Below are 26,512 nucleotides of genomic sequence, written 5' to 3'. Positions count from 1 at the left end.
TCACACCGTGGGCGGCGTCAGCCGGTGAACGCCTTGAGCCCGTTCGGGGTGCCGAGGCCGGTCGGGCCGTTGTAGCCCTGGCCGCCGTTGCACAGGTACGACGGGTTGCACGAGCCGTTGGAGCCCGAGGTCACGTTGTTCAGCGCCGACGCGTTCTTGTAGGGGAACGACGCCGGGTTGCTGCCCGAGGACGGCGCACCGGCCAGCGCGTACACGCTGGCGATGATCGGCGACGAGGCGCTGGTGCCGCCGACGACCTGCCAGCCGTTCGACTGGTAGGTGTCGTAGACCGCCACACCGGTCGCCGGGTCGGCGACCGCGGAGACGTCGGCCACCGTGCGCTTGGAGCAACCGGTGTCCTTCTGCCAGCTCGGCTTGGTCTCTACGGTGGAGCAGCCGGAGCCGGTGCCCTCACCGCCCGCGCTGGTGCCCCAGACCTTCTCGCTCCAGCCGCGCGAGCTGGAGTCCTTGGTGAGCGAGGTGCCGCCGACCGAGGTGACGTTCGGCGAGGCCGCCGGGTACTCCACGCCGAAACCGGAGTCACCCGCCGAGGCGGTGATGACCACACCCGGGTGGTTGAAGTACTGGGTGTCCGCCTGGGCGTCCGAGGCGTCCTCGCCACCGCCGTAGCTGTTGGAGACGAACTTGGCGCCGGACTTGACGGCCTGGTTGACCGCCGCGCCGAGGTCGCTCATGTTCGCCGAGTTCGCCTCGACCAGCAGGATGTTGGCCTTGGGCGCGATGGCCGAGACCATGTCCAGGTCGAGCGAGATCTCACCGGCCCAACCGGCGTCCGCCGTCGGGTAGTTGGTTCCGCCGTTCTGGTCGATCTTCTTGAAGCAGCCGTCGCCGCAGTCCGGCAGCCCGTACTGCTTGCGGTAGGCGGCCAGGTCCTGGGCGGCGTTGGGGTCGTCCTGGGCGTCGACGATGGCCACGGTCTGGCCCGCGCCGTCCCCGGTGAGGTTGTACGCCTTGCGCAGGTCATCGGGGCCGAAGCCCTGCGGGGTGTCGTTGGCGCCCGCCACCTGGTGCTTGACGATGTCAGTGCGCACCAGCCCGAGGCAGGCCATCATGCCCGGCTGACTGGGCTGCGAACACATCCGCTTGACGTGCGGCTGGTCGGCGGTGGTCGACGCCGCGCCCGCCGGAGCGACGATCGCGTACGTACCGGCGACCAACGCGCCCAGCGACGCCGCCGCGATGGCACCCTTGCGGAATCCGCGCTTACGCCTGTGCGCGGAGGGAGACGATATAGGCAATGAACGGCCCTCCCTGGGGGGATGGGGACTGCGCGCAGGCCACCCGGCCGGGTGGACCGAACCGGACGCGGTCCCGGGAATCGCCACTCGCGCCTGTGCCGCTCCCTGACGTGATTGGGGCACGACAGGGGTGGGGGTAGCACACGGATGGCAGGAACAGGCATGCCCATGACATGCAGGAAAACTGCCACCCCGGCGAGTGGTGTCTGGCGTTCAGGAAGCTAGCCGACCTACCCGCCTCGCGACAAGGCCGCAATGGCCCCATCCGGCCCGCGAAACACCCATGTAACCAGGCCACGAGGGCGTCACGGAAGGGGTGTTCGAGATCCGTAACACTTCGCCCGCCGCACCCTCAGCCAACCGCCCACCACCCATGAGGCCTTGCCCCAACTGCGACTACCTGCGGTAATGCGTTCACCAAGGGCAGGCAACGGCTCGACCGGGGAGTCCCACCTGACGCGCCATCACCTCTGGCGGACGGCCCGCCGCCCTCACCGCGGAATTACGCAGGATTCCTCAAGAAATAATTTCGCCCGCAGCCCGCCGAACGGACACCTGTCCCATACCGCGGATCCACGGCAGAGCATCACAAACCACGAGGTACTACAGCAGTCCGGCGCGAGCCGCCTGGATGCCCGCCTGAAACCGGGTCCGCGCACCGAGGGCGTCCATCACCTCGCGCACCCACCGCTGGACGGTGCGCGGTGAGACGCCCAACTGGCGGGCGATGCTGTCGTCGGTGAACCCGGCCGACAGCAGCGTCAGAAGTTCACCCTTGCGGTCCCCCGAGCCGAGCGGCGGACCGCTCGCGTCCGGCACCCTCACCGCCCGGTGCCAGTACGCCTCGAACATCCCGTTCAGCGCGTCCAGCAGGGACGAGGCGCGGACCAGCACGGCGGCCTGCGACTCGGAGCCGGTGGCCACCGGCAGCATCGCCCAGCGGTCATCCACCATGGCCAGCTTGCACGGGAGTTCCGGCAGCATCCGGGCCTCCTCCCCCGCCGCGACCACCTCGCGAATCTCGGCCAGTCGGCCGGGGGCGCTCACCGAGCCCGCCTCGTACACCGCGCGGATGCGCACGCCGCGGGCCAGCAGGGAGCGCTCCAGCTCGGTGTCGGTGCGCGAGATGTGCGGGGGCTTGTCGAACAGCAGCAGATGCCGCCGTGCGCCGTCCTGCATCTGCCGCCAGCGGTCGGCGATGGCGGCCTGGCCGGTGACCACCTCGACCAGATCGGCCGCCTGCGGCTGCTGCGCCCGCCGGTAGGCCCGCATCAGTTCGCCCACCCGGCCGCGGGTGCGCAGCAGTTCCTCCTCCCGGCGTAGCAGCAGCGCCTCGATGGCGACGTCGGGCGCCGCGGCCGACCAGCGGGCCGGAGCACCGTCATGCCGGGCGACCAGGCCGTGTTGGGCGAGCGCGGCCAGCAGCCGCTCGGCTCGGTCGGCCGTGATGCCCAACTCCGCGGCAAGACCGGCTGCCGTACAGTGCGGAGAGGCGAGGACACGTAGATAGGTGTTCTGTTCCGCTTCTGGGATGCCAAGGCCTTCGAGCAGACCGCCCGAGGCCGAGCGCATGGGCGCCGACCAGTGGGTTCCGCCTGACACCGTGTGGAAACCGGCTGGGAACACCCTGACCGCCCTTCGGTTCCGGGCGGGCGAAGCTCGACGAGCGGTACCCGCCACCACCCGCTATTGTGTCATGTTCTCGCCATGGCGGGTTCCGGTTGGCGCCTGACTCTTGAGGGTTCACGCAGGCCACACCCACGATGAACCCCGGTCTGACAGGCCCCCGAACATCGACTCCATCCCCCACAGGAGACCGGTACATGGGCACGAATGCAGGAACCAGACGCAAGCGTTTCACCGGCAGAGCGGCAGCCGCGGGTCTGCTGCTCGCCGCCGCGGCTCTCGTCCCGGCGGGCGCCGGGACGTCAGCGGCCGTCGCCTCCACGGGCTTCGGCCCGCACGCCGGCCGCTTCCAGGACAGCAACTGGGGCGGCTACGTCGCCACCGGAAGCTTCAGCACCATAAGCGGCTCCTGGACCGAACCGCACGTCACCTGCAACAGCAGCAACGACCTGTTCGCCCCCTGGGTCGGCCTGGACGGTTACGGCTCGCAGACCGTGGAACAGACCGGTGTGCAGACCGACTGCTCCAGCGGCTCGCCCGTGCTCTCCGCCTGGTACGAGATGTACCCCGCCGCGCCGGTGTACTGGAACGACCCGGTCTCCGAAGGCGACAGCATCACCGCCTCCGTGGTCTCCAACGGCGGCGGCAGCTACACCCTGACGCTCACCGACAACACCAAGGGCTGGACCGAACACGTCGACCAGAACCTCGGCGCGGAGAACGTCAGCGCCGAAGCGGTCATCGAGTCCCCCACCCAGAGCTATCCGTCCTTCAGCCAACTGGACTTCTCCGGTGTGACCGTGGACGGCCAGTCGTTCGACGCGACGAACCCGCAGTCGTTCACCAGCGGCGGCTACTCGCCGGGCCCGCTGTCCGGCGGCTCGTTCTCCATGACACCGGGCGGCGGTCTCGCCCGTACGCCGCACGCGCCCGCCAAACGGCCGAGCGTCATCCGCTACTGACGGCCGACCCGCGTTAGCGTGGAACCACAAGGGGCGCCCGGACCGCGCGACCGGTCCGGGCGCCCCCGCTCGGTCATACGGCGGGCGACACCCGGCCGGTGACCTCGCCGAAGCCCACCCGCCTGCCGTCCGGACCCGGCGCCCAGGCGGTGATGGCCACCTCGTCGCCGTCCTCCAGGAAGGTCCGCGAGGCGCCGCCGCTGAGCCGCAGCGGATCACGGCCGTTCCAGGTCTGCTCCAGCAGGCAGCCGCGCTCGTCGTCACCCGGACCGCTGACCGTGCCGGACGCGAACAGGTCACCGGTGCGCAGGGATGCGCCGTTGACCGTCATATGGGTTAGTTGCTGCGCCGCCGTCCAGTACATCGTGGCGAACGGCGGGCGGGACACCACCTCTGTGTTCAGCGCCACCTCAAGCCGCAGGTCCAGGCCCCACCCCTCGGACTTGGCGTCGTCCAGATACGGCAGCAGCGGAGTGTCCCTGGCCGGTGGTGCGACCCGTGCCGCCTCCAGCGCGTCCAGCGGCACGATCCACGGCGAGACCGACGTCGCGAAGGACTTGCCGAGGAACGGACCCAGCGGCACGTACTCCCACGCCTGGATGTCGCGCGCCGACCAGTCGTTGACCAGGCAGACACCGAAGACATGGTCGGCCAGCGCGTCCAGTTCCACCCGCTCCCCCTGCCGCGACGGCGTGCCGACTACGAAGCCGACCTCGGCCTCGTAGTCCAGCCGCGTCGACGGGCCGAAGACCGGCTGCGGATCGTGCGGCGTCTTGCGCTGACCGGTGGGACGGACCACATCGGTACCCGAGACGACGACCGTTCCGGCCCGTCCGTGGTAACCGATCGGCAGGTGCTTCCAGTTCGGCGTGAGGGCGTCGCCGTCCGGGCGGAAGATCCGGCCGACGGTGGTGGCGTGGTGCTCACTGGCGTAGAAGTCGACGTAGTCGGCGACCTCGAACGGCAACCGGAGTACGACCGAGTGGAGCGGGTGCAGCAGCGGTTCGACGGTGCGCCGGTGCTCGGGCTCGGTCAGCCAGGCGGTCAGCGCGCCGCGCACCCGCCGCCACACCGGCCGACCCGCGGCCATCAGCGGGTTGAGCACGGGCTGGGAGAGGAGTTCCGCGTCCTCGGAGCCGAGCGCGCGGGCGGCGGCGCCCGCGTCGAGCACATGGTCGCCGATCCGCACGCCGATCCGCGCGGAGCCGGGGGCATCGGCGGTGGTGAAGACCCCGTACGGGAGATTGTGCGGGCCGAACGGGCCGTTTACGGCCGCATCCAGCGGGCTGACTTCGGGCATCTGTGGTGCCTCGCCTTCCACGTCGCGGGTGAACGCGGAGGTAAGGCTACGGCCTGAACGCCTTCGGCGGGGGTGCGGGGTTGAGCATCTCACGGTGCCCTGGCAGGCGGGTCTCGGCCACCCGGGTGGTGTCCGCCGCGACGGGCGACGGCTCGACGCCGTGCGGGGGAATGTTCCGCCGGACGGGCTACCAGCGGCGCAAGGCCATCAACCGGCGCCGAACGTCCACACGTTGCTGCTGGAGCCGCGGCTGGCGCTCCCGCGGAGTCTCGGGGGACGGATCGGTGTCGGGGGCAGAGCGTTCGGCGTCCTGGCTCGCGTTCATCGCTGCGCATCCTTAAGCCGGTCGGAGCAGGTGATGGACATCAGGACGCCCACCCCACGGCTATGGTTCCCCGCCCGGGCGGCCCAGCACCAACAACGCCGCGAGGGCCACCGTGGTCACGGCCCGCGCCGCGACGCCCGCCGGAACGGGCACCGCGGCACGGCACCTGGTCAGTCGCCGGCGACAGGCGCGTACTTGTACCCGACCCGGCGGACGGTGACGATGCCCGCCCGGTGCTCGGGGCCGAGCTTGCGGCGCAGCCGGGCGACGTGCACGTCCACCGTGCGCCCGTCACCGACGTGGCCGTATCCCCAGACGGTGTTCACCAGCTGGTCGCGGGTGTGCACCCGGTGCGGATGGGCCACCAGGTGCGCCAGCAGTTCGAATTCGAGGTAGGTCAGGTCCAGCTGGCGCCCGTCGATGCTCGCCGTACGCCGTTCGTGGTCGATGTGGATCGGGTCGTCGGAACCGGCGGGCTCGGCCGTGACCACGGGCGGGGCCTGGTCGGCGGGGACCAGGACCAGGTAGCCGACCATCGGCGGCTGCCCGGCGACCGCGGGCAGGGAGTGCCCAGGGGCGGGCATCCAGGTGGCGCCCGGTGGCAGGAAGTCCGGCGCCGGGATGACCTCGTCGGGCCGTACGGCGCGCAGCCGCTGGCGGGCCGGGACGGGAGCGTGCAGGGTCTGGGTGTTGGAGATGTTCGGCATGGAGTCTCGGCTCTTTCGCGCGAAGGGACGTGTGGGACGTCGTGCGCGGGGCCGGGCCGTACCGACGGCGATGGCCGTTGGCGATCAGCCGTGGACGCGGGCCCGCGCGGGGGTCGCGCGGCAACACAGGCGGTCGAAGTGGTGCGCCTGCCGAGACGGCCAGAACGGCTCAAGGTCACTGCGACCCGTCGCGGTCTCAATCAAGCTGGCCATGGGCCCATTGAACCAGAAAGCCTGTACCCGTCGCGTCAGTTGTTGTAGGGCACATGTTTCCGGCCGGAAATCCGGCCGATACACGCCGTGCGCAACCGGGGACGCACATCCGTTCCGCCGGGATTCGTCCCTATGATCCGGGCATGACCTGGCAGCGCTCGCTCCGCGAGGCGGTCCGTTCCGGTCTGGCCGTCGAGCGGACCCGGCTGGAGCCGCTGGCGGCACTGCGCGGTGCCGCCGGAGTGGCTGTCGTCGTCGCGCCGGCACTGTGGCTGACCACCCCGGCGTTCGCCGCGTCCTCCGCGTTCGGGGCCTTCGCCGCCGGAATGGCCACCTTCCAGCGCAGTTGGCGGCCGCGCCCGGTGCTGGCGCTCGCCGCCGGCGGCGGACTGGCGTTCAGCACCTTCCTCGGATACCTGGCGGCGGGCCACACCGCCGCGTTCGTCGCCCTGCTGGCGGTCTGGTCGCTGGGCGCCGGAATGGCCTGGGCGCTCGGGCCGACCAGCGGCGTGGTCGCCTCACTGACCGTCACGGTGATGCTGGTCGTGGTGACGCTGCCCACCAGCTTGCCGGGGGCGCTCGGGCACGCCGGGGTGATCGCCTTCGGCGGTCTGGTGCAGGCCGCCCTGATCGTGGCCTTCCCGATCCGCCGCTGGGGCGCTCAACGCGACGCGCTCGCCGAGGCGTTCGCCGCGGTGGCGGACTACGCGCGTCGGCTGCGGCACGACCCGATGGCGCCGTTCGACCCGGAGCCGATGATGACGGCACGCAGCGCTGCCACCCTGAGCCCGCGGCAGGCCCGGCGGCGCCCGGCCCAGTTGCGCGGCGTGCGCGCGGTGGCGGAGCGGATCCGGCCGGTGCTGGCCTCGTTGGCGGATCCGGCCCTGGGCGCGGCGGCCGACGGGCCGGAGCGGGAACGGGCGCGCCAGTTGCTCGCCGTCGCCGCCGAGGTACTGGACGCGGTGGCGCACGCGATCCGTACCGGCCGCCCGGTGCGGCTGCCCGGCCAGGTCGCCGCGGTGCTGGAGGAACCGGAGGGCGGCTCGCCACTTCGGGGTCCGGCGCGGCGGGCGGCCGGACGGCTGGCCGCGCTGCTCGAAGAGGCCGTCGAGGAGGCGAACGGCCCGAGCGCCGCCGACCAGGCGGCCGTGCAGGGCGCGCTGCTGCGCCCGACCGTGCCGAAGCTCATGCCGCTCGCGCTGCGGGCGGTACGGCGCGAGCTGCGCTGGGACTCTCCGGTGCTCAGGCACGCGGTACGGCTGGCCGTGGTGACGCCGCTGGGTTATGTCCTGGGCTGGGTACTGCCGTTGGGCCACGGCTACTGGGCACCGGTGACCTCGACGGTGGTGCTGCGGCCGGACTTCTCGCAGACGTACGCGCGCGGGGTGGCGCGGTTCGCCGGCACCCTGGCCGGTCTGCTGGTGGCCGGTGCGGTGATGCGGTTCGCGGCTCCGGGGCCGCTGGTCTGCGCCGGACTCGCCGTGTTCTGCGTGGGGTTGATGAACCTGCTGCTGCGCACCGGGTACGCGGTGGCCTCCGCCTGCCTCACGGCGTACGTGGTCTTCCTGCTCGGCATGGCCGGCGTCGGCTGGCACGAAGCGGTCACCGACCGGGTGTTGCTGACGCTGCTCGGCGGTGCTCTGGCGATGGCGGCGTACGCGGTCTTCCCGACCTGGGAGACGACGCGGTTGCGTGAGCGGCTGGCCGACTGGCTTGAGGCGACCGGGCGGTACGCGGCGGAGGTGGTCGCCTGCTACGCCCACCCGGCGGACCGCCGCCGCCACCGCCGGGTGCGCGAGGCGCTGCTGGAGTTCCGCTCGGCCCGGCTGGCCTGGGACCAGGCCGTCGGCCGGGCCCGCGCCGAGCCGGTGCGCCATCGTGGACTGTCGCCCCGGGCGAGCGAACTCGCCAAGGACGCACTGACGTTGATGGCCCGCGGTGGAATGCTCCTGGAGGCCCATCTGCCGCCCCGCGACGCGCCCCCGATCCCGGAAGCCGAGGGGTTCGCCCAGGCGGTACGCGCGGCGACCGCGTCCGGGTCGGCCGCGATCCGCCAACGCAGCCCGTTCCAACCGTCGTTGAGCACCCTGCGGCAACGGACCGCTGATCCGGCTCTGGCACGGGCCACTGAACTCATCGCGGAAGCGCTGGAGGACCTGGCGAACGCGGTACGGCCGTCCACAACCGCCGTACGCGAAGAGAGAGGTTCGGGCGCCGCACGGGGGAAGCGGCGCCCGACACCAGAAGCATAGCGGACCGATGGCCCTTACATCTACCCTCGCGTGAAGGGGAGTCGGGGGTCAGGGGCCGCATCGTGCGCGTGCTCCAGCGTCGCCAGGGCCACATCGGGCTGGCCGTCGAGGTGATATGCGCGGTGCTGCTCGATCCGATGCCGGGATCGCCGCAGCCGGGACGGGATCACATCCGGGCGCGGTACACGCCATGCTCAAGGGATTGGGCTATACCCCGGTGGTCGCGTTCGAGAAGCACTGCCGGAACTATCGGTGCTCGACGGGCGGCCGGTCGATGCTCGCGACGCTGGTGCGGGTACCGAAGATCGGCTGCACGTTCACCGAGGTCCGGACGCTGGTCGACGAGCACGAGTCGCAGGTGGCGTCGGGTGATGTGCGGGCGGTGCCAGGCGAGTTGGGGATCGAGGAGAAGGCCCTGACGGCGGAGGGGTGTACGGATGCGGTGGCGGCCAGCCGACAGGGCTGACCGGCATATGCCGTCCCGCTCGACGGGGCCAGTTTGTCAGTGCCTGCCCGTAGACTGATCGCCATGCCCCGCACCCCTGAGCCGCCTACGACGCGTGTGCCTGCGGGGCAGCGTCTTGCACGGGCTCAGACGGCGATCCGGGCACTCACCCGGCGCGGGCGCCTGACGCGGGAGCAGCGGCTGGAACTCGCCGAGTGGCAGCGGGAATGGGTCGCCGCGTACCGGGACAGCCAGCAGTACGCCATCGCCGCCTAGGGCTTCCACTCCGCGGTGTTCGGCAGCGTGAACTGGTGGCCGCAGGGCTCGAAGAAGAGTATGTAGTGCGGGGCGTTGGTCGCCGAGATCGATTCCGCACGCTGGACGCACCTCGGACAGTGCGGCTGCGAGTTGTTGGGCGCGGACTGACGGTTGTGTTCTTCCATCTCGGCACGGAAGATGTCGAACTGCTCGGGGGTGAGCTGGATCGGTTGACTGGGCTGAATCATGGGGTCATCATCTCGCGGTCGCGGGCTGCCTGCCCCGTCGCGTATCCGGTGGCGAAGCGCCCCGAGCGGTCAACTGCGGGAATTCCAGCGGGGCATGACGGCGGCGGGCGGCATGAGTGCGGCCCCGCCGACGGGGGAGACAGCGGGGCCGCAAGTACAGTGTGGCAGACCTGTTCTCCCGTTGCCCCGGCGCACCGCCCGACGGCTGCCCGGCCGGGCGTCAAGGCCGGTGGTGCGGGGAGCGAAGGCGCGGGCGGGAATCCCGCCGGTGCCCGGCCGCCCAGATTTCTGCCATTCAGTTTTCGACCATGTGCGAGTGCCCTTCCGGGACCACCGGAAGGGCACTCGCCGTTCGACCGGCAGCGGGCCGGAAGTCGCCTCATGACCTGCGCGGATGTCTCACCGGATCGGCAGCCCCGAGATCGTCCGGGCGATCACCAGTCGTTGGATCTCACTGGTGCCCTCGAAGATCGTGTAGATGGCCGCGTCGCGGTGCATGCGTTCCACCGGGTACTCGCGGGTGAAGCCGTTGCCGCCGAGGACCTGCATGGCCTGGGCGGTGACCCACTTCGCGGTCTCGCCCGCGTAGAGCTTGGACATCGAGCCCTCGGCGGCGGTGAACGGCTTGCCCGCGGTGGCCATCCAGGAGGCGCGCCAGACCAGCAGGCGGGCGGCGTCGATCCGGGTGCGCATGTCGGCGAGGGCGAAGGCGACGCCCTGGTTGTCGATGATGGGGCGACCGAACTGGACCCGGGTCTTGGCGTAGTCGAGCGCGACCTCGTACGCGGCGCGGGCGATGCCGACCGCCTGGGCGCCGACCGCCGGCCGGGAGGCCTCGAAGGTGGCCATCGCCGCGTTCTTGATCCGCTCGCCGCCGGCGCGCTGCCGCTCCCTGGCGCGCGCCAGCCGCTCGTCGAGCTTCTCCTTGCCGCCGAGCAGGCAGGAGCCGGGGATCCGTACGTCGTCCAGTACGACCTCGGCGGTGTGCGAGGCGCGGATGCCGTGCTTCTTGAACTTCTGCCCCTGGGAAAGTCCCGGCGTGCCCGGCGGAACGATGAACGAGGCCTGCCCGCGGGCACCGAGTTCGCTGTCCACGACGGCGACGACCACATGGACGTTGGCGATGCCGCCGTTGGTGGCCCAGGTCTTGGTGCCGTTCAGCACCCACTCGTCCCTGGCCTGGTCGTAGACCGCGCGGGTGCGCATGGCGGAGACGTCCGACCCGGCGTCCGGCTCGGAGGAGCAGAAGGCGGCGACCTTCACGTCGTCGGCGGTGCCGAACATCTGCGGCACCCAGGTGCCGATCTGCTCCTCGGTGCCGTTGGCGAGCACGCCGACCGCGGCCAGCGTGGTGCCGACGATGGACAGGCCGATCCCCGCGTCACCCCAGAACAACTCCTCCATGGCGACCGGGATGCCGAGGCCGGTGGGGTCGAAGAACGCCTGGGCGTAGAAGTCCATGGAGTACAGGCCGATCTTGGCGGCCTCCTGGATCACCGGCCAGGGCGTCTCCTCGCGCTCGTCCCACTCCGCGGCGGCCGGGCGCATCACGTCCGCGGCGAATCCGTGCACCCAGTCGCGGACGCTTTTCTGGTCGTCGTTGAGCTCCAGCGCGAAGTCGCCCATGGTTCCCCTCCACCTGCTTGTTACTTACGGTAACACGCAGTGTGTTACCAGCCGGTAGGGATGTCAACCGCCGATCCGCGCACCGCCGCGCCCGCCTCCGCCCCTGGCACGGACGCCGGGCGTTGCGGCGTTCGGTGGAAAATGCAGTACGTTGCGCACAGCGTGCGGAATCGAACGGGCGGGGAGGCTCGATGCAGACCAGCCAGCGACTGGACCAGCAGCAAGCGACGGAGAACCGGCGCCGGGAGCTGCTCGAAGCCGCGGACCGGGTGGTGCTGCGCGACGGACCCGAGGCGTCCATGAACGCCATCGCCGCCGAGGCGGGGATCACCAAGCCCATCCTGTACCGGCACTTCGGCGACAAGAGCGGCCTGTACCGCGCCCTCGCCAAGCGCCACACCGACGCGCTGCTGGACACCCTGCGCACCGCGCTGGACTCCCGCACCGCCCGTCGTGACAGGGTCGAGGCCACCCTGGACGCGTACCTGGCGGCAATCGAGGCGCGTCCCCAGGTGTACCGCTTTCTGATGCATCCCACCGAGGACGCGGACGCCGAGAAGGACTTCGACACCAGGCGCTACTCCGCGCCCCTACTGCGCCGACTCGGCGAGGAGTTGGCGAAGATCATCGCCGAGCGGCTCGACCTCGGCCCCAACAGCGAGGAACTGGCCAGGGTGTGGGGCCATGGCATCGTCGGCATGATGCACGGGGCCGGAGACTGGTGGCTCGCCGAACGACCCTGCGAGCGCGCCCAGTTGGTGGCCCATCTCGCCGATCTGCTCTGGGGCCGCCTGGCCGCCGCGGGCGACATCCCGGGCGGGCCCGGCTTCTGAGGCGTCCTATCCGCCGCGTGCCCACGGTGCGCGGCGGGCGGCGCGCAGGGCACGGCGGCGGCGCAGGCCGGTGAGCCGGTCGGTGAACAACCCGCCGCCCAGGTGGTCGCATTCGTGTTGCAGGCAGCGGGCGAAGAACCCGGTGCCCTCCACCCGTACCGGCGCACCGCCCAGGTCGTACCCCTCCACGACCGCGTGGTCGAAGCGCGGGGTGGTCGCGGTGACACCGGGCAGCGACAGGCAGCCCTCCGTCCCGGGGACCACCACACCGTTCGCCTCCGTCAGCCGCGGATTGACCACCGCGCCCAGGTGTCGGCGGTCCTCGTCGTCCGGGCAGTCGTAGACGAACACCCGCGCCGGCACGCCGATTTGGGGCGCGGCCAGCCCCACCCCGTCGGCGGCGTACATCGTGGCGTACATGTCCTCGACCAGCCGCGCCAGTTCGGCGTCGAAGTCGGTCACCTCGGCCGCCGCCGACCGCAGCACCGGGTCGCCGAGCAGCCGCATCGGCCGTACGGCTCCCGAGCTGCCGGGGATCGCCCGGCCTGAGGGTCCGGGACCCGCCCCGGAGGAATGGTGCATGAGCGCAAGGTTACGTCGCCGCGCCCGGCCCCCCGGCCGACCGGGGCTCGCCGTCGTGAGCCCACGTCCACGATGCGAGAACCCGAGGTGTGACTGTCCGCCGCGACGGCGAGCGAACCGGCCGGGCCCAACCGCCCGCGACCCATCGAAGGTCAACCCCCAACGCCCGCCCGAAACAGGGCGTTTCACCCTCCTGGCGGCCGGTCGCACACCTCACTCCGACCCCCGCCTGCCCCGGTACCGGGGCAGGCGCCCGGTGGCGCGGTGCGGGGCCGGGCCGAGGACTCGATAGGCTGATCCGAGACCGAAGCCTCCCGCCCCGGCGGACCGGCGCGGCCCGCGCGGGCATCCCAGCCGCGGTGCGGCACCGGCGGACGCGCTGCGCCACCCCCATCCAGGCGGTGGTGGAGGACGCACCCGGAGGCCCGGTGTCGAACGCGAGGAGGATCGAAAGACGATGGCAGGCAACTCGGAGCCGCTGTCGCCGCGGGCGAAGCTGGCCGTGACGGCAGGCAAGGCCGCGGCGGCGGTGTCGCGCGCCGCGGGCCGCGGCAGCGGATCGGTGATCGGCGGCCGGGTGGCCCTCAAGCTCGACCCCGAGCTGCTGGGTCGGCTCGCCGGGCACCTGGACGTGGTCCTGGTGTCGGCCACCAACGGCAAGACCACCACCACCCGCCTGATCGCCGAGGCGCTGCGGGCGGCCGGTCCCGTCGTCTCCAACGCGCTCGGGGCCAACATGCCAGCCGGTATCACCTCCGCCCTGGCGGGCGGCTCGGAGGCCCGGTACGGCGTGATCGAGGTCGACGAGAAGTACCTGGCGGGCGTGGCCCGCGACGTGTCCCCGAAGGCCATCGCGCTGCTCAACCTCTCCCGCGACCAGCTCGACCGCGCGGGCGAGACCCGGATGCTCGCCGAGAAGTGGCGCGAGGGCCTGGCCGGTATCGAGGCGATCGTGATCGCCAACGCCGACGACCCGCTGGTCGCCTGGGCCGCGTCCTCCTGCCCGACCGTGGTGTGGGTGGCCGCGGGCCAGGAGTGGAAGGACGACGCTTGGTCCTGCCCGTCCTGCGGCGGTGTGCTCCAGCGCCCCAGCGACGACTGGTTCTGTGCCGAGTGCGGCTTCCGCCGCCCGCAGCCCACCTGGGCGTTGTCCGGCGACTACGTGGTCGCCCCGGACGGGGTCGCCTGGCCGATCCAGCTGCAGCTGCCCGGCCGGGCCAACAAGGCGAACGCGGCCACCTCCGCCGCCGTCGCCGCGGTCTTCGGCGTGGCCCCCAAGATCGCACTGGAGCGGATGTACGCCGTGCAGGCGGTCGCCGGACGGTACGACGTGGTCTCCTACCTCGGCCGTGACCTGCGGCTGCTGCTGGCGAAGAACCCGGCGGGATGGTTGGAGACCTTCTCGCTGATCGACGGCCCGCCCGCCCCGGTCCTGCTGTCGGTGAACGCGCGCAGCGCGGACGGCACCGACACCTCGTGGCTGTGGGACGTCGACTACACCCGCCTCGCCGGGCACCCGATCTTCGTGATCGGCGACCGCAAGCTGGACCTCGCGGTCCGCCTTGAGGTGGCCGGACTCCAGTTCCGGGTCTGCGCCGACGTGGACGAGGCGGTGCGCTCGGCTCCCCCCGGCAAGATCGAGGTCATCGCCAACTACACGGCGTTCCAGGACCTGCGCCGTACAGTGGGCAACTGACCCACCTACCAGGACTCCTACAGAAGGATTGCGAGCATGAGCGACACCAGCCTGCGCCTGGTGTGGGTCTACCCCGACCTGCTGAGCACCTACGGCGACCAGGGCAACGTCCTGGTGGTGGAGCGCCGCGCCCAGCAGCGGCACATCCCCGTCACCCGTATCGACGTACGCTCCGACCAGCCGATCCCCACCTCGGGCGACATCTACCTGATCGGTGGCGGTGAGGACCGCCCGCAGCGGCTCGCCGCCGAACGGCTGCGCCGGGACGGCGGACTGAACCGGGCGGTGGGCAACGGCGCCATCGTCTTCTCGGTCTGCGCCGGCTACCAGATCCTGGGCACCGAGTTCATCAACGACCTCGGCCGCCCCGAGCCGGGCCTGGGCATCCTCGATGTGCGCAGCGTCCGCAACGAGGGCGCCCGGCACGTCGGCGACATCATGGGCGACATCGACGAGCGGCTCGGCCTGCCGCCGCTGACCGGCTTCGAGAACCACCAGGGCAACACCGTCATCGGCCCCAGCGCCCGCCCGTTCGCCCGGCTCCGCTTCGGCAGCGGCAACGGCACCGGCGACGGCACCGAGGGCGCCTGGTGCGACACGGTCTTCGGCACCTACGCGCACGGCCCGGTGATGGCCCGCAACCCGCAGATCGCCGACATGCTGCTGAAGTTGGCGCTGGACGTGCACGCGCTGCCGCCGGTCGACGAGCAGTGGTACGAGGCGCTGCGCGCGGAGCGGATCGCCGCCGCGACGCAGGCGTCGGCCTGAGCCGCCGAACGGAGCGTGCCGGTTCCGTCATCCGGACGAAACCGGCACGACGGACCGTTGTTTCCCCCGTATGGATAGGCTGTCGGGGTCCTTCCGGACGACGGGGTCCGGTCGCCGGTTGACTTGCAGGTGCAGGAGTAGCGAGAGCAATGCGTATTGGTGTGCTGACCAGCGGCGGAGACTGCCCCGGACTGAACGCCGTCATCCGGTCGGTGGTGCACCGCGCCGTGGCCGACCACGGTGACGAGGTCATCGGCTTCCACGACGGGTGGAAGGGTCTTCTGGAGTGCGACTACCGCAAGCTGGACCTGGACGCGGTCAGTGGCATTCTCGCTCGCGGCGGCACCATCCTCGGCTCGTCCCGGGTGCAGCCCGCGCATCTGCGTGACGGTGTCGAGCGGGCCAAGGGCCACGTCAAGGACCTCGGCCTGGACGCGATCATCCCCATCGGCGGTGAGGGCACGCTGAAGGCGGCCCGGCTGCTGTCGGACGCGGGGCTGCCGATCGTGGGCGTGCCGAAGACCATCGACAACGACATCTCCTCGACCGATGTCACCTTCGGCTTCGACACCGCGGTGATGGTGGCGACCGAGGCGCTGGACCGTCTGAAGACCACCGCCGAGTCGCACCAACGAGTGCTGATCGTCGAGGTGATGGGCCGCCACACCGGCTGGATCGCGCTGCACTCGGGCATGGCGGCCGGTGCGCACGCGATCGTGGTTCCGGAGCGGCCGTTCGACATCGAGGAGTTGACCGAGCTGGTCGGCAAGCGGTTCGCGGCGGGCAAGAAGTTCGCGATCGTGGTGGTCTCCGAGGGCGCCAAGCCGCGCGAGGGCTCGATGGCGTTCGAGACCGGCGGCACCGACATCTACGGGCACGAGCGGTTCGCCGGAGTGGCCCGGCAGTTGTCGGTCGAGCTGGAGCAGCGGCTCGGCAAGGAGGCGCGTCCGGTGATCCTCGGCCATGTACAGCGCGGCGGTACGCCCACCGCCTACGACCGGGTGCTGGCCACCCGGTTCGGCTGGCACGCGGTGGAGGCCGCGCACAACGGCGACTTCGGCATGATGACGGCGCTGCGCGGCACCGACATCGTGCTGGTGCCTCTTGCCGAGGCGGTCGACCATCTGAAGACGGTGCCCGCCGAGCGGTACGTCGAGGCGGAGTGTGTGCTGTAGCAGTGCGATTCGGATGAGCGTTCAACGAGCCGCCCCCGCCCGAAGCCTCGGGAGGGGGCGGCTCTAGTCTGGTGCGGGCGCATCGGTCGAATCGGTTGCAAAGGGGCGCCCCGCGCTAGGTGCGACAGGAGAGTTGCGGATGGATCACAGCGGGCACGGCATGTCGGGCATGCACGGCATGCACATGGACATGGATATGCCGCCGTTCACGCTGGCGCGGGGCCTGCAGTTCAGCGGGGACCCGTTCTTCCTGATCGGCTGTCTGCTGGCCCTCGGCCTGTACGGCTGGGGCGTGGTCCGACTGCGCAGACGCGGCGACCAGTGGCCGGTGGTCCGCACGGTGGCGTTCGCGGCGGGTGTGCTGACCGTGGGCGTGACGATGTGCACCAAACTGAACGACTACGGCATGGTCATGTTCAGCGTGCACATGGTGCAGCACATGATCATCAGCATGCTCTCCCCCATCCTGCTGCTGCTCGGCGCGCCGGTGACGCTGACACTGCGGGCGCTGCCCACCGCGGGCCGTGGCCGCAAGGGGCCGCGCGAACTGCTGGTGGCCCTGCTGCACAGCCGCTACATGCGGGTCATCACGCACCCCGCGTTCACCATCCCGCTGTTCATCGCGAGCCTGTACGCGCTGTACTTCACCCCGCTGTTCGACCTCCTGATGGGCAGCAAGGTCGGGCACATCGCGATGATGGTGCACTTCCTGGCGGTGGGCCTGGTCTTCTTCTGGCCGATCATGGGCGTCGACCCGGGACCGCACCGGCCGGGGTACGTGATGCGCATCCTGGAGCTGTTCATGGGGATGCCGTTCCACGCGTTCTTCGGCATCGCGCTGATGATGGCCAGCCAGCCGATGATCAAGACGTTCGAGCATCCGCCCGCCTCGCTCGGGGTGGACCCGCTGTCGGACATGCACGCGGGCGGTGCGATCGCCTGGGCGTTCAGTGAGATCCCGTCGGTGCTGGTACTGATCGCGTTGGTCATGCAGTGGTACTTCTCCGAGCAGCGGCAGTCCCGGCGCAAGGACCGGGCGGCGGACCGCGACGGCGACCAGGAGCTGGTGGCGTACAACGCCTATCTGGCCTCGCTCCAGGGACGCGGTCGCTGACCCGGCGCGCGTTATCCGTCGTCGCCCCGTAGCGGTAGGCACCGCTGCGGGGCGACGATGGTTTCGGAGGTGGCTGGGGCGATGCCGGGATCCGCGAAGGCGATGACGGTGTGCACGTTGGTGGTCCTGGTGGTGGTCACCGCGTACACCGTGGCGCTGGGCAGCAACGGGTGGCTGTGGTTCGGCTGGGTGGTGCTGGGGCTGCTGACCACGGGCACCGCGCTGACCCGGCGGACCTGAGGAGGCGTCCGCAGTGTTCTATTACGTTCTGAAGTACGTGGTGCTCGGGCCGCTGCTGAAGCTGCTGTTCCGCCCGCGTATCGAAGGGCTGGAGAACATACCGGAGGAGGGTCCGGCGATCATCGCGGGCAATCACCTCTCCTTCTCCGACCACTTCCTGATGCCCGCCGTGCTGCCGCGCCGGATCACCTTCCTCGCCAAGCAGGAGTACTTCACCGGTCCGGGCCTGAAGGGCGCGCTGATCGCCTCGTTCTTCCGCAGCGCGGGCCAGATCCCCGTGGACCGTACCGGCGGGAAGGCGGCGCACCCGGCCGTCGCGGAGGCGCTCGGGGTGCTGGAGCGCGGTGAGCTGATGGGCGTCTACCCCGAGGGCACCCGATCGCACGACGGACGGCTCTACAAGGGCCGCACCGGAGTGGCGGTGATGGCGCTCCAGGCGCGCGCACCCGTGGTGCCGTGCGCGATGATCGGCACCTTCGAGATCCAGCCGCCGGGGCGGCTGGTGCCGAAGGTCCGCCGGGTGACGATACGGTTCGGCAGGCCGCTGGACTTCTCCCGCTTCGAGGGGATGGAACACGACCGGTACGTGCTGCGCTCGATCGTCGACGAGATCATGTACGCGATCATGGAGCTGTCCGGTCAGGAGTACGTCGACCGCTACGCCCCCGACGTCAAGGCCGAGTCGGAACACGGCGGTTCCACCCACCACCTGCGCAGGCCCGCCTAGCGGCCACGGGTCCGCCCGTCGAGAACAGCGGTTGCCGCGTCCGGTCCCGTGGTCCCGCGGGCGGTGGGCGGTACGCCGTGGTCGCCCCCACATCCGATGGTGCTCGATCTGTCCGAGGCCGAACGGGAGTTGGGCTACCGCCCGGTAATCGGGGTACTTCGAGTCGCTCCCAGCCACCGCCGAGTGGACCGGGGCGCACCGGGCGGCCGGGACTGGCGCGTCGTCTCCGGCGGGCCGACCGAGATCTTCCCCAGGGGCCACGAGTTGTTCGACTACCCGTCCAAGGACCGCTGGTTGCGCGACTTCCTCCGCGGCTGACCGGTCAACTCAAGTCGCGCCAGGGCCACTTGAATCCGCCACGCATCACCCGTACGTGGCCGAACACCGACCGCCCGGTGATCCGGACGACGGGACCGTCCTCGCCCTGCGGCCCCTTGCCGCCGGGCAGTGAACGCTTACCGAACAGGGCGGTGCCGGTGTCGTAGACCCGCGCGTTGTCCGGCACCAGGATCTCGATCTTGCCGCCGAACGAGTTCGCGTCGATGACCACCTCCCGCCGGGTGAAGACGGCGTGCCGCAGGTCGATCACCGCGGCGCCGAAGGTGGAGCGGACCTCGGTGAGCGGCGGTACCGGCCACTGGCCACCGCGGCGGATCTTGCTGAACACTGCCGTGACCGGCGCGGCGTCGAGGTGCGCCGCGGGCGCCGGTTCGGCGGCGGGCACGGGCAGGTCCCGGGTGATCGGGACGAGGTCACCGACGGTACGGGAGGCGTAGACCGCCTCAAGCCGCTCGGCGTGCTCCTCGGGTGCCAGCCGTCCGGTGGCCAGCGCGTCCGCGAGAACGGCGGCCACCCGGTCCCGCTCCTCGTCGGAGGCGCGCAGATCGGGTGCGGCACCGGGCAGCTTGGCCAGTCGGGCGGGTTCCGGGTCGGGTACGGGGGCCGATGCGGACATCAGGTCTTCCTCTTCCACGGCGTGCGCGGACTACGACGAGACTCACGTTATATCGCGATACCCGCGACTGGCAATACGCGTCGCCATGCCCTGCCACCACGCCGCCCTCCGCCCCGAAGACGACGGTGCCGCGCTCCCGTTCAGGAGCACGGCACCACATCAACCGCGTTCAAACAGGAGTCACTTGGCGTTGGGCACCGGCCCGGCGTGCGGGCCGCAGGTCACGTCGTGGCCGTCGAGCCGCCCGTCCACGAAGTAGGCGGTCACCCGGTCGTTGATGCACGGGTTCACCAGGCCCGTCACACCGTGCGAGCCCGCGCCCCGCTCAGTGATCATCTCCGAGCCGGCCAGCCTGCGGTGCAGCTCCACCCCGCCGGAGTACGGGGTCGCCGCGTCACGCGTGCTCTGCACGATCAGCACGCTCGGCAGCCCCTGGTGCGAGCGGACGTCGACCGGGGTGTGCTGCGGCTGGGTCCAGGTGGCGCACGGCAGGTTCATCCACGCGTTGGACCACGTCATGAACGGGTACTTGGCGTTCAGCGCGGTGTTGTCCCGGTCCCACCGCCTCCAACTGGTGGGCCAGTGCGCGTCGTTGCACTCCACGGCCGTGTAGACGGCGTTCGAGTTCTCCGCCGCCGCCGCGTTCGTGTAGTCCGGCCCCGCCGCCTTGACCAGCGGCCGGGCGTCACCCGCGACGTACTTGCCCCATGCGTCGGCGATGATCGGCCAGTACTGGTCGTAGTAGGGCGCGTTCTGGAAGAAGGAGATCAGCTCGGCCGGGCCGACCACGCCGCCGATCGGCTGGCGCTTGGCGGTGACACGCAGCCTCAGCCACTGCTGCTGGACCTTGGCCCGGGTGCCGCCGAGGTGGTACACGCTGTCGTACCGGGCGACCCAGTTCTCGAAGTCCTTCCACCGGCCCTCGAAGGCCACATCCTGGCTGAGGTTGTTCTGGTACCAGATGTCCTTCGGGTCGGGATTGACCACGCTGTCCACCAGCAGGCGGCGCACATGGGTCGGGAACAGCGTCGCGTAGACCGCGCCCAGATACGTGCCGTACGAGACGCCGAGGTAGTTGAGCTTCCTGTCACCGAGCGCGGCGCGGATGACGTCCATGTCGCGGGCGGTGTTGGGCGTGGTCATGTAGCGCAGCAGCGCCCCGCTGCGCTGCGCGCACCCGTCCGCGTACTCCTTGGCCAGCTTGCGCTGCGCCAGCTTGTCGGCCGCGTCCGCGGGTACCGGGTCGGCCTTGGGGGCCTTGGCGAACTCGCGCGGGTCCTCGCAGCTGATCGGGGCGGAGCGCCCGACGCCGCGCGGATCGAAGCCCACGAAGTCGTAGGCCTGGGCGATCTTGGTCCACAACGGGTTCTTGGTGGTGACCCGGGTCGGGAACTTCATCCCGGAGCCGCCCGGTCCACCCGGGTTGTACACCAGCGAACCCTGGCGCTGAGCCGGGGTGCCGGTACTGCGGACCCGGTCCACGGCGAGCCTGATGGACGGCCCGTCGGGGTGCGCGTAGTCGATGGGAACCGTCACATACCCGCACTGGACGGGGGACTTGAGCCCCCACGCGGTCGGGCAGTCGGTCCAGTGGACACCGGCCTTCGCGGCACGTGCTGCCGCGACGCCCACCCCGCGCGCCTCGGCACTCACCCCCTGTGCGGCACCGCCCGGCGTAAGGTCCCCGGCGGTGGCCACGGGAGCCGCGGCGATGGTACCCGCGAGCAGGGCCCCGGTGGCGCCGAGCACGGCAATGCGTCTCAAAGAATTTCCCCTCTCTGCTGGAGTGCCGCTGACAGCGGCATCGATCAAGCAGGTGCAAGAGGATCTTGGCGTTCGGCCACAGGATCGGCACAGGCGTTCCCAAGGATTCTTTACCATTTCGTAAGACTCGCCCGCGGGTTGACCCACCGCCATCCCAGTGCCGCCGCTTGGCGTAGAGCAGCCGACCAGCGGCGGCGGCTACCCCGCCGAGGGCGCCACCGCCGCGTGGCCGGCGTCCAGCAGTCGACGAGCCGTCAAGGCGTCCCGGGCCAGCGCGGTTACCAGGACGGCCGGTCCGGCGAGCGGGGTGAGCAACGCCTCCCCCTCGGCCGGGTCCGACGGCAGCGCCGCCGCGGGCGGGGCGTGCTCCTCGAAACGCGGCTCCACGACGAGGAGTTGGCCCATCGCCCGGTACCGGTCGAGCACCGCGGGCCCCGACCATCCCGGCGCCCCGGGACCGACGGCGATCTCCTGGTCGAGCAGCGTCCGGCCGCCCCCGCGTACGGTCAGCCTGCTCGCCAGCCGTCCCGGCTGCTCCCCCGCCCGGCCCAGCACCAACTCCTCACGCAGCACGAGCCGGGCCCCTTCGGCCAGCTCCACCCGGGTGGTCATCGCCAGATCGCTGCCGGCCGCCGCGATCAACGGCTCCGGCAACCAGCGCAGCTCCGCGCCCGCTCCCACGGTCAGCCGCACGTCGTACCCGGCGCGCGCCCCGTTCCGCCCCGGCAGTGAGACCGTGGCCGCCGCCGAGCCCACCGTCAGCCGTGCCCCGGGCAGCACCCGCGCCCGGAGCGAGAGGTGGTCGCCGCCCAGCGGCGCGCTCATCGCCCCGACCACCGTGACCTGGGCGGCACCCGGCCGGGCCGACCGGGTGCGGCGCAGCGCCAGCGGTCCCGCCCCGTCGAGCACCGGCAGCGCCGTGCCGCCACGGCCGTCCGGAGTGGCCACGATCCGCGCGGTGGCGCGCACCCCGCTGGGAGCGGCGCAGGGCAGCGCGACGGTGGTCATACCGCCGCCGCGGTCCACCCGGCGAGCCGCTCACGGACCCAGCCGATCACCGGAGCGATGCCGTCCGGTTCGGTCAACGCGGTGAAGGCGACCGGCAGTTCGCCCCGCTGCGCCTTGGCGTCCCTTGCCATCACCCCCAGGTCGGCGCCGACCAGCGGCGCCAGGTCGGTCTTGTTGACCACGAGGAGGTCGGCGGTCGAGACCCCCGGGCCGCCCTTGCGCGGGATCTTGTCGCCGCCCGCCACGTCGATCACGAAGATCTGCGCGTCGACCAGCCCCTTGGAGAAGGTGGCGGTGAGGTTGTCGCCGCCGGACTCCACGAGCACCAGGTCCAGCGGACCGACGCTCTCCTCCAGGTCCTCCACGGCTTCGAGGTTGGCGGAGATGTCGTCCCGGATGGCGGTGTGCGGGCAGGCGCCGGTCTCCACCGCGGTGATCCGCTCGGGCGGAAGAACGGCGTTACGGAGCAGGAACTCGGCGTCCTCCCGGGTGTAGATGTCGTTGGTGACCACGGCGATGGACAGTTCGTCGCGCAGTTGGCGGCAGATCGCGGCGACCGTCGCGGTCTTCCCGGAACCGACCGGTCCGCCCAGCCCGATCCGCAGTGCCCGGCGGGTGCCGTCGGGCCGCTCGGCCGGGGCGCCCGAAGACGTGGGCGCGCCGCGCTTCCCTGAAAGGGCGCTGGCGGGCGATGCGTGGGCGTGCCGCTGGGGGTAGGTCTCGGGGTGGTCCAGGTGCATGGTCGGCTCCGGGCGGTGGGGTACGGGTGGGCTAGGAGGCGAAGAGGCGGACGGGCCAGGCGGCGTGCTGTTCCGCGGCGATCTCCAGCAGTGGCGCGGAGGCGGCCGGTAGCGCGTCGACATCGCTGTCGAGCGCCGACTCGGCGGCCAGCACGGCCCGTTGGGCGACATGGTCCAGTTCGGGGGCGAGCCGGGCGAGCACGGCGGTGGCGTCGAACGGATCGAGGCTGAGCAGCCGCACTGCCGCCGTCGCCGGTCCGCTGACCGCCTCGTACGCCGCCGCGTACGCCGCGTCCAGCGGCCCGAGTCCGGCCGCGGCGGCGGCCAGTCCGAGGACCACCGGCTGGTGGACGCCGCGCGGTCGGGCCGCCGCCAGTGCGTCGAGGGCGGGCGACGGCCAGCAGGCGCGCGCCGCCCGCATCAACTGGCGGCCGAGCTTGCGGCCGGTCGCCCGCAGCGCGGGCGAGGGGGTACGGGCGTCGGCTGCCTCGTCCAGCAGCAGCGGATCCACGCCGGCCGCCGCGGCGGCGGCGAGTGCGGCGGCGACCAGCCCGGCGGTGCCCAGCCGTCCCCGGCAGAACGCCTCCAGGGACACCGCGTCGTGCACCCGTCCGGCCGCCACCGCGGCCTCGGCGCCACCGGAGTGGGCGTGCCCGCCCGCCGGAAAGCGGCCGTCGGCGAGGACCAGCAGCGCGGCGCGGCCGGTCGTGGTGGTCGTCATGCCGTGTCCTCGCGCCTCAGAACAGGAAGTAGCGCTGGGCCATGGGCAGTTGGGCGGCCGGCGCCGGATCGATGACCTCCCCGTCGATGCGCACCGTGAACGAGTCCGGGTCGACCTCCACCCGCGGCAGGGCGTCGTTCTGCCGCATGTCCGCCTTGGTGACGGCGCGGGTGCTGCCGATGGCGGTGAACCGCTTGCCGAGGTCCAGCCGGTCGGCGAGTCCGGCGTCGAGCGCTGACGAGGTCACGAAGTTGACCGAGTTGCCGCCCGGCGCCCGGCCCGTCGCGCCGAACATCGGCCGGGGCAGCAGCGGTTGCGGGGTCGGGATGGAGGCGTTGGCGTCGCCCATCTGCGCGTACGCGATCTGCCCGCCTTTGATGACCAGTTGTGGTTTTACGCCGAAGAACGCGGGCTCCCACAGCACGAGGTCGGCGAGCTTTCCCTCCTCGACCGAGCCGATCTCGCGGTCGAGGCCCTGGGCTACCGCGGGGTTGATGGTGTATTTGGCGACATATCGACGAGCACGCTGGTTGTCCGCCCGGCCGTCGCCCGGCAGGGCGCCCCGGCGCTCCTTCATCACATGGGCGGTCTGCCAGGTGCGGAGCACGACCTCACCGATCCGGCCCATCGCCTGTGAGTCCGAGGAGATGATGGATATCGCGCCGAGGTCGTGCAGTACATCCTCGGCGGCGATGGTGGACGGCCGGATACGGGACTCGGCGAAGGCCAGGTCCTCGGGCACCGTCGGGTTGAGGTGGTGGCAGACCATCAGCATGTCGAGGTGCTCCTCAACGGTGTTGATGGTGTGCGGTCGGGTCGGATTGGTCGAGGACGGCAGTACGTTCGGCCGGGAGACCACCGTGATGATGTCCGGCGCGTGTCCACCGCCCGCACCTTCCGTGTGGTAGGCGTGAATACCGCGTCCGGCGATCGCGGCCAGGGTGTCCTCCACGAACCCGGCCTCGTTCAAGGTGTCCGTGTGGATGGCGAGTTGCGCCCCGCTGGCCTCGCAGACCGTCAGACAGGCGTCGATGGCGGCCGGGGTGGCGCCCCAGTCCTCGTGCACCTTGAAGCCGATGACTCCGGCGCGCAGCTGGTCGTACATCGACTCGGCGCTGACCGTGTTGCCCTTGCCCAGCAGGCCGATGTTGACCGGCGAGCAGTCCAGCGCCTGGAACATCCGCTCAAGGTGCCAGGCCCCCGGGGTGATGGTGGTGGCCTTGCTGCCCTCGGCCGGGCCGGTACCGCCGCCGACCAGGGTGGTCACCCCGGAGGACAGCGCCTCGTCGACCAACTGCGGGCAGATGAAGTGGACATGCGCGTCGATGGCGCCCGCGGTGACGATCCTGCCGTTTCCGGCGATGATCTCCGTCTCCGGCCCGATGACCAGTCCCGGATGGACGCCGTCCATGGTCTCGGGATTACCCGCCTTGCCGATGGCGGATATACGTCCATCGCGGATACCAATATCGGCCTTGATGATCCCCCAGTGGTCGAGGATCACCGCGCCGGTGATCACGGTGTCCGGTGCACCCTGCGCCCGGGTGACCCTGGACTGTCCCATCGACTCGCGGATCACCTTGCCGCCGCCGAAGACCGCCTCGTCGCCGCAGTTGCCGGGCCCGCCGGACAGGTCCCGCTCGATCTCGATCAGCAGGCTGGTGTCGGCGAGCCGGATCCGGTCGCCGGTGGTGGGGCCGAACAGGTCGGCGTACCCGGCGCGGTCGAGCCGGACCGGCGGGTGAACGGACTCAGTCATCCAGTGCCCCCGCCGTCTGGCCGCGCAGTCCCGCGACGATCCGGGCGCCCGCGATGGGCACCAGTGCGACCTCGACCGGGATGCCGGGCTCGAAGCGTACGGCGGTGCCCGCGGCGATCCCCAGGCGCAGCCCGTGGGCGGCGGCCCGGTCGAAGCCCAGTGCGGGGTTGGCCTCGGCGAAGTGGTAGTGCGAGCCGACCTGTACCGGTCGGTCGCCGGTATTGAGCACGGTGAGCCGGGTGATCGGCCTGCCCTCGTTGAGGGTTACCGGCGCGTCGGCGAGGAGGATCTCTCCGGGGATCATGAAGTGCCCTGTCCTGTCAGCCGGTTCAGACGATCGGGTCATGGACGGTGACCAGCTTGGTGCCGTCCGGGAAGGTGGCCTCGACCTGTACCGAGTGCAGCATCTCCGGGATGCCGTCCATCACCTCGCCCCGGGTGAGCACCTTGCGGCCGGAGGCCATCAGTTCGGCGACCGTGTTGCCGTCCCTGGCGCCTTCCAGTACGTGCGAGGTGATCAGCGCCACGGCCTCCGGGTGGTTGAGCTTCAGCCCCCGGGCCCGTCGCTTCTCCGCCACATCGGCCGCGACATGGATCAGCAGGCGCTCCTGCTCATGCGGAGTCAGTTGCATGCGCACACCTCACAGTTGACCTGGTGACCGACCGGAGCACTTGGCGCGATCGCCCCTCCCGGGACGGCACCGCCCGCACTGTACCCCCGGCGAAACCGCACTTGACCTGCCGCTTCCCAGGATTTTGCAGGGTGGTTACGCCATGGGTTCGGCGCTGTTTCCACCGCGTAAAGGACGCCCCGCGTAGGGGGTTTCGGGCGGTCAGGTGGTGTCGCGGCGGGGCGTCCCCGGTTCGATGTGCTGGGCGGCGATGCCGAAGCGGCGGCGTTCGCCGGTGGCGGACGCGCCGGGGACCTGGGTGGAGACGGTGCTGATCACCGGCTCCTGGCTCTGCTCGTCGCCCTCTTCGAGTCGCCGCAGGTCAGCGGCGGACACCAGGGCGACGAGGGGCTTGCCGTGCCGTGTCACGACGACCCGTTCACCGCCGTAGACCACGCGGTTGATCAGTTCCGCGAGTTCGGCTCGGGCTTGTGTCACCGGAACTTCGTGCGCCATGCTCCCATCATAACGGGATGTACGTCCTGTACATTTTTTACAGACGAGCCACTTCCTGGCCTCACGGCGGGATGGTTCCCAG

General features: G+C 71.2%; 29 protein-coding genes. 12 read left to right on the top strand and 17 right to left on the bottom strand.

The features are described 5' to 3' along the window. Positions 1-17 precede the first annotated feature (17 nt). Together O5O46_RS22440 and O5O46_RS22435 are read right to left on the bottom strand one after the other, a co-directional pair. On the bottom strand, positions 18-1,259 hold the full coding sequence (locus O5O46_RS22440; RefSeq protein ID WP_443072595.1) for a S53 family peptidase: 1,242 nt from the start codon (positions 1,257-1,259) through the stop codon (positions 18-20). Between the two features lie 603 nt (positions 1,260-1,862). Next, positions 1,863-2,831 carry a helix-turn-helix transcriptional regulator gene (locus O5O46_RS22435; protein ID WP_269857326.1) on the bottom strand — a complete coding sequence of 323 codons (969 nt, stop codon included), beginning with the start codon at positions 2,829-2,831 and terminating at the stop codon, positions 1,863-1,865. Between the two features lie 251 nt (positions 2,832-3,082). On the opposite strand from O5O46_RS22435, the gene O5O46_RS22430 reads away from it, so the two are divergent. Further along, positions 3,083-3,847, top strand: coding sequence for a G1 family glutamic endopeptidase (locus tag O5O46_RS22430; RefSeq protein WP_269857325.1), 765 nt, complete (start codon positions 3,083-3,085; stop codon positions 3,845-3,847). A 73-nt stretch (positions 3,848-3,920) separates the two neighbouring features. Here O5O46_RS22430 and fahA read toward each other — a convergent pair whose 3' ends face one another. From fahA to O5O46_RS22415, 3 genes are all read right to left on the bottom strand, one after another. Beyond that, complete coding sequence (fahA, locus tag O5O46_RS22425) at positions 3,921-5,147, bottom strand: fumarylacetoacetase (protein ID WP_269857324.1); 1,227 nt, start codon at positions 5,145-5,147, stop codon at positions 3,921-3,923. A 187-nt stretch (positions 5,148-5,334) separates the two neighbouring features. Beyond that, positions 5,335-5,472: a hypothetical protein gene (locus tag O5O46_RS22420; RefSeq protein WP_269857323.1), complete on the bottom strand. Its 138-nt coding sequence runs from the start codon at positions 5,470-5,472 to the stop codon at positions 5,335-5,337. 170 nt (positions 5,473-5,642) lie between these two features. Continuing rightward, positions 5,643-6,179, bottom strand: a complete 537-nt coding sequence (locus O5O46_RS22415) for a winged helix-turn-helix domain-containing protein (protein WP_269857322.1) — start codon at positions 6,177-6,179, stop codon at positions 5,643-5,645. Positions 6,180-6,535: 356 nt separating this feature from the next. On the opposite strand from O5O46_RS22415, the gene O5O46_RS22410 reads away from it, so the two are divergent. The 3 genes from O5O46_RS22410 to O5O46_RS22395 all read left to right on the top strand — a co-directional run bounded on the left by O5O46_RS22410 (position 6,536) and on the right by O5O46_RS22395 (position 9,365). After that, a complete protein-coding gene (locus O5O46_RS22410; protein WP_269857321.1) occupies positions 6,536-8,644 on the top strand; it encodes an FUSC family protein in 2,109 nt (702 codons plus the stop codon). A 190-nt stretch (positions 8,645-8,834) separates the two neighbouring features. Beyond that, positions 8,835-9,110 (top strand): hypothetical protein, encoded by a 276-nt coding sequence (locus O5O46_RS22400; protein ID WP_269857320.1) that lies wholly within the window; start codon positions 8,835-8,837, stop codon positions 9,108-9,110. 63 nt (positions 9,111-9,173) lie between these two features. Beyond that, positions 9,174-9,365 (top strand): hypothetical protein, encoded by a 192-nt coding sequence (locus O5O46_RS22395; protein WP_269857319.1) that lies wholly within the window; start codon positions 9,174-9,176, stop codon positions 9,363-9,365. Here the strand turns inward: O5O46_RS22395 and O5O46_RS22390 are convergent. Next, positions 9,362-9,595, bottom strand: a complete 234-nt coding sequence (locus O5O46_RS22390) for a hypothetical protein (RefSeq protein ID WP_269857318.1) — start codon at positions 9,593-9,595, stop codon at positions 9,362-9,364. The two genes, O5O46_RS22395 and O5O46_RS22390, sit on opposite strands and share 4 nt — an antisense overlap. A 399-nt stretch (positions 9,596-9,994) precedes the next feature. Further along, complete coding sequence (locus O5O46_RS22385) at positions 9,995-11,221, bottom strand: acyl-CoA dehydrogenase family protein (protein ID WP_269857317.1); 1,227 nt, start codon at positions 11,219-11,221, stop codon at positions 9,995-9,997. Between the two features lie 191 nt (positions 11,222-11,412). Between O5O46_RS22385 and O5O46_RS22380 the strand changes: the two genes are divergently transcribed. Further along, positions 11,413-12,054 carry a TetR family transcriptional regulator gene (locus O5O46_RS22380; protein WP_269857316.1) on the top strand — a complete coding sequence of 214 codons (642 nt, stop codon included), beginning with the start codon at positions 11,413-11,415 and terminating at the stop codon, positions 12,052-12,054. 6 nt (positions 12,055-12,060) lie between these two features. On the opposite strand, the gene def is transcribed toward O5O46_RS22380, so the two are convergent. Beyond that, a complete protein-coding gene (gene def / locus O5O46_RS22375; RefSeq protein ID WP_269857315.1) occupies positions 12,061-12,636 on the bottom strand; it encodes a peptide deformylase in 576 nt (191 codons plus the stop codon). 457 nt (positions 12,637-13,093) lie between these two features. Here def and O5O46_RS22370 point away from each other — a divergent pair, with 457 nt between their 5' ends. The 7 genes from O5O46_RS22370 to O5O46_RS22340 all read left to right on the top strand — a co-directional run bounded on the left by O5O46_RS22370 (position 13,094) and on the right by O5O46_RS22340 (position 18,674). Continuing rightward, positions 13,094-14,332, top strand: coding sequence for a Mur ligase family protein (locus tag O5O46_RS22370; protein WP_269857314.1), 1,239 nt, complete (start codon positions 13,094-13,096; stop codon positions 14,330-14,332). 36 nt (positions 14,333-14,368) lie between these two features. Continuing rightward, a complete protein-coding gene (locus O5O46_RS22365) occupies positions 14,369-15,100 on the top strand; it encodes a type 1 glutamine amidotransferase (RefSeq protein ID WP_269857313.1) in 732 nt (243 codons plus the stop codon). Between the two features lie 149 nt (positions 15,101-15,249). Beyond that, positions 15,250-16,275, top strand: coding sequence for a 6-phosphofructokinase (locus tag O5O46_RS22360; RefSeq protein WP_269857312.1), 1,026 nt, complete (start codon positions 15,250-15,252; stop codon positions 16,273-16,275). A 139-nt stretch (positions 16,276-16,414) separates the two neighbouring features. Beyond that, the gene (locus O5O46_RS22355; protein WP_269857311.1) at positions 16,415-17,389 is read left to right on the top strand and encodes a cytochrome c oxidase assembly protein; all 975 of its coding nucleotides are present in this window, start codon (positions 16,415-16,417) and stop codon (positions 17,387-17,389) included. A gap of 81 nt (positions 17,390-17,470) precedes the next feature. Beyond that, positions 17,471-17,629 carry a hypothetical protein gene (locus O5O46_RS22350; protein WP_269857310.1) on the top strand — a complete coding sequence of 53 codons (159 nt, stop codon included), beginning with the start codon at positions 17,471-17,473 and terminating at the stop codon, positions 17,627-17,629. 13 nt (positions 17,630-17,642) lie between these two features. Then, positions 17,643-18,356, top strand: coding sequence for a lysophospholipid acyltransferase family protein (locus tag O5O46_RS22345; RefSeq protein WP_269857309.1), 714 nt, complete (start codon positions 17,643-17,645; stop codon positions 18,354-18,356). 96 nt (positions 18,357-18,452) lie between these two features. Next, on the top strand, positions 18,453-18,674 hold the full coding sequence (locus O5O46_RS22340; protein WP_269857355.1) for a hypothetical protein: 222 nt from the start codon (positions 18,453-18,455) through the stop codon (positions 18,672-18,674). Between the two features lie 4 nt (positions 18,675-18,678). Here the strand turns inward: O5O46_RS22340 and O5O46_RS22335 are convergent, their stop codons facing one another. The 9 genes from O5O46_RS22335 to O5O46_RS22295 all read right to left on the bottom strand — a co-directional run bounded on the left by O5O46_RS22335 (position 18,679) and on the right by O5O46_RS22295 (position 26,430). Beyond that, positions 18,679-19,311: a DUF1707 SHOCT-like domain-containing protein gene (locus O5O46_RS22335; protein WP_269857308.1), complete on the bottom strand. Its 633-nt coding sequence runs from the start codon at positions 19,309-19,311 to the stop codon at positions 18,679-18,681. A 180-nt stretch (positions 19,312-19,491) separates the two neighbouring features. Next, positions 19,492-21,075 (bottom strand): alpha/beta hydrolase, encoded by a 1,584-nt coding sequence (locus O5O46_RS22330; RefSeq protein ID WP_269857307.1) that lies wholly within the window; start codon positions 21,073-21,075, stop codon positions 19,492-19,494. Between the two features lie 198 nt (positions 21,076-21,273). Then, the gene (locus tag O5O46_RS22325) at positions 21,274-22,083 is read right to left on the bottom strand and encodes an urease accessory protein UreD (RefSeq protein WP_269857306.1); all 810 of its coding nucleotides are present in this window, start codon (positions 22,081-22,083) and stop codon (positions 21,274-21,276) included. Further along, a complete protein-coding gene (gene ureG / locus O5O46_RS22320) occupies positions 22,080-22,823 on the bottom strand; it encodes an urease accessory protein UreG (RefSeq protein ID WP_269857305.1) in 744 nt (247 codons plus the stop codon). Before ureG ends, O5O46_RS22325 begins: the two co-directional genes overlap by 4 nt. Before the next feature lie 31 nt (positions 22,824-22,854). Then, positions 22,855-23,544 carry an urease accessory protein UreF gene (locus O5O46_RS22315; protein ID WP_269857304.1) on the bottom strand — a complete coding sequence of 230 codons (690 nt, stop codon included), beginning with the start codon at positions 23,542-23,544 and terminating at the stop codon, positions 22,855-22,857. A 16-nt stretch (positions 23,545-23,560) separates the two neighbouring features. Beyond that, complete coding sequence (locus O5O46_RS22310; protein WP_269857303.1) at positions 23,561-25,303, bottom strand: urease subunit alpha; 1,743 nt, start codon at positions 25,301-25,303, stop codon at positions 23,561-23,563. Next, positions 25,296-25,607 carry an urease subunit beta gene (locus tag O5O46_RS22305; RefSeq protein WP_269857302.1) on the bottom strand — a complete coding sequence of 104 codons (312 nt, stop codon included), beginning with the start codon at positions 25,605-25,607 and terminating at the stop codon, positions 25,296-25,298. Before O5O46_RS22305 ends, O5O46_RS22310 begins: the two co-directional genes overlap by 8 nt. 25 nt (positions 25,608-25,632) lie before the next feature. Then, positions 25,633-25,935 (bottom strand): urease subunit gamma, encoded by a 303-nt coding sequence (locus tag O5O46_RS22300; RefSeq protein WP_269857301.1) that lies wholly within the window; start codon positions 25,933-25,935, stop codon positions 25,633-25,635. 201 nt (positions 25,936-26,136) lie between these two features. Then, positions 26,137-26,430 (bottom strand): type II toxin-antitoxin system Phd/YefM family antitoxin, encoded by a 294-nt coding sequence (locus O5O46_RS22295; protein WP_269857300.1) that lies wholly within the window; start codon positions 26,428-26,430, stop codon positions 26,137-26,139. Positions 26,431-26,512: the final 82 nt, after the last annotated feature.

Origin of the sequence: Streptomyces sp. RPT161, assembly GCF_027533845.1 — a bacterium.
Classification (GTDB): Bacteria; Actinomycetota; Actinomycetes; order Streptomycetales; family Streptomycetaceae; genus Streptantibioticus_A; species Streptantibioticus_A silvisoli_A.
This window is presented reverse-complemented; position numbering and strand designations above follow the sequence as displayed.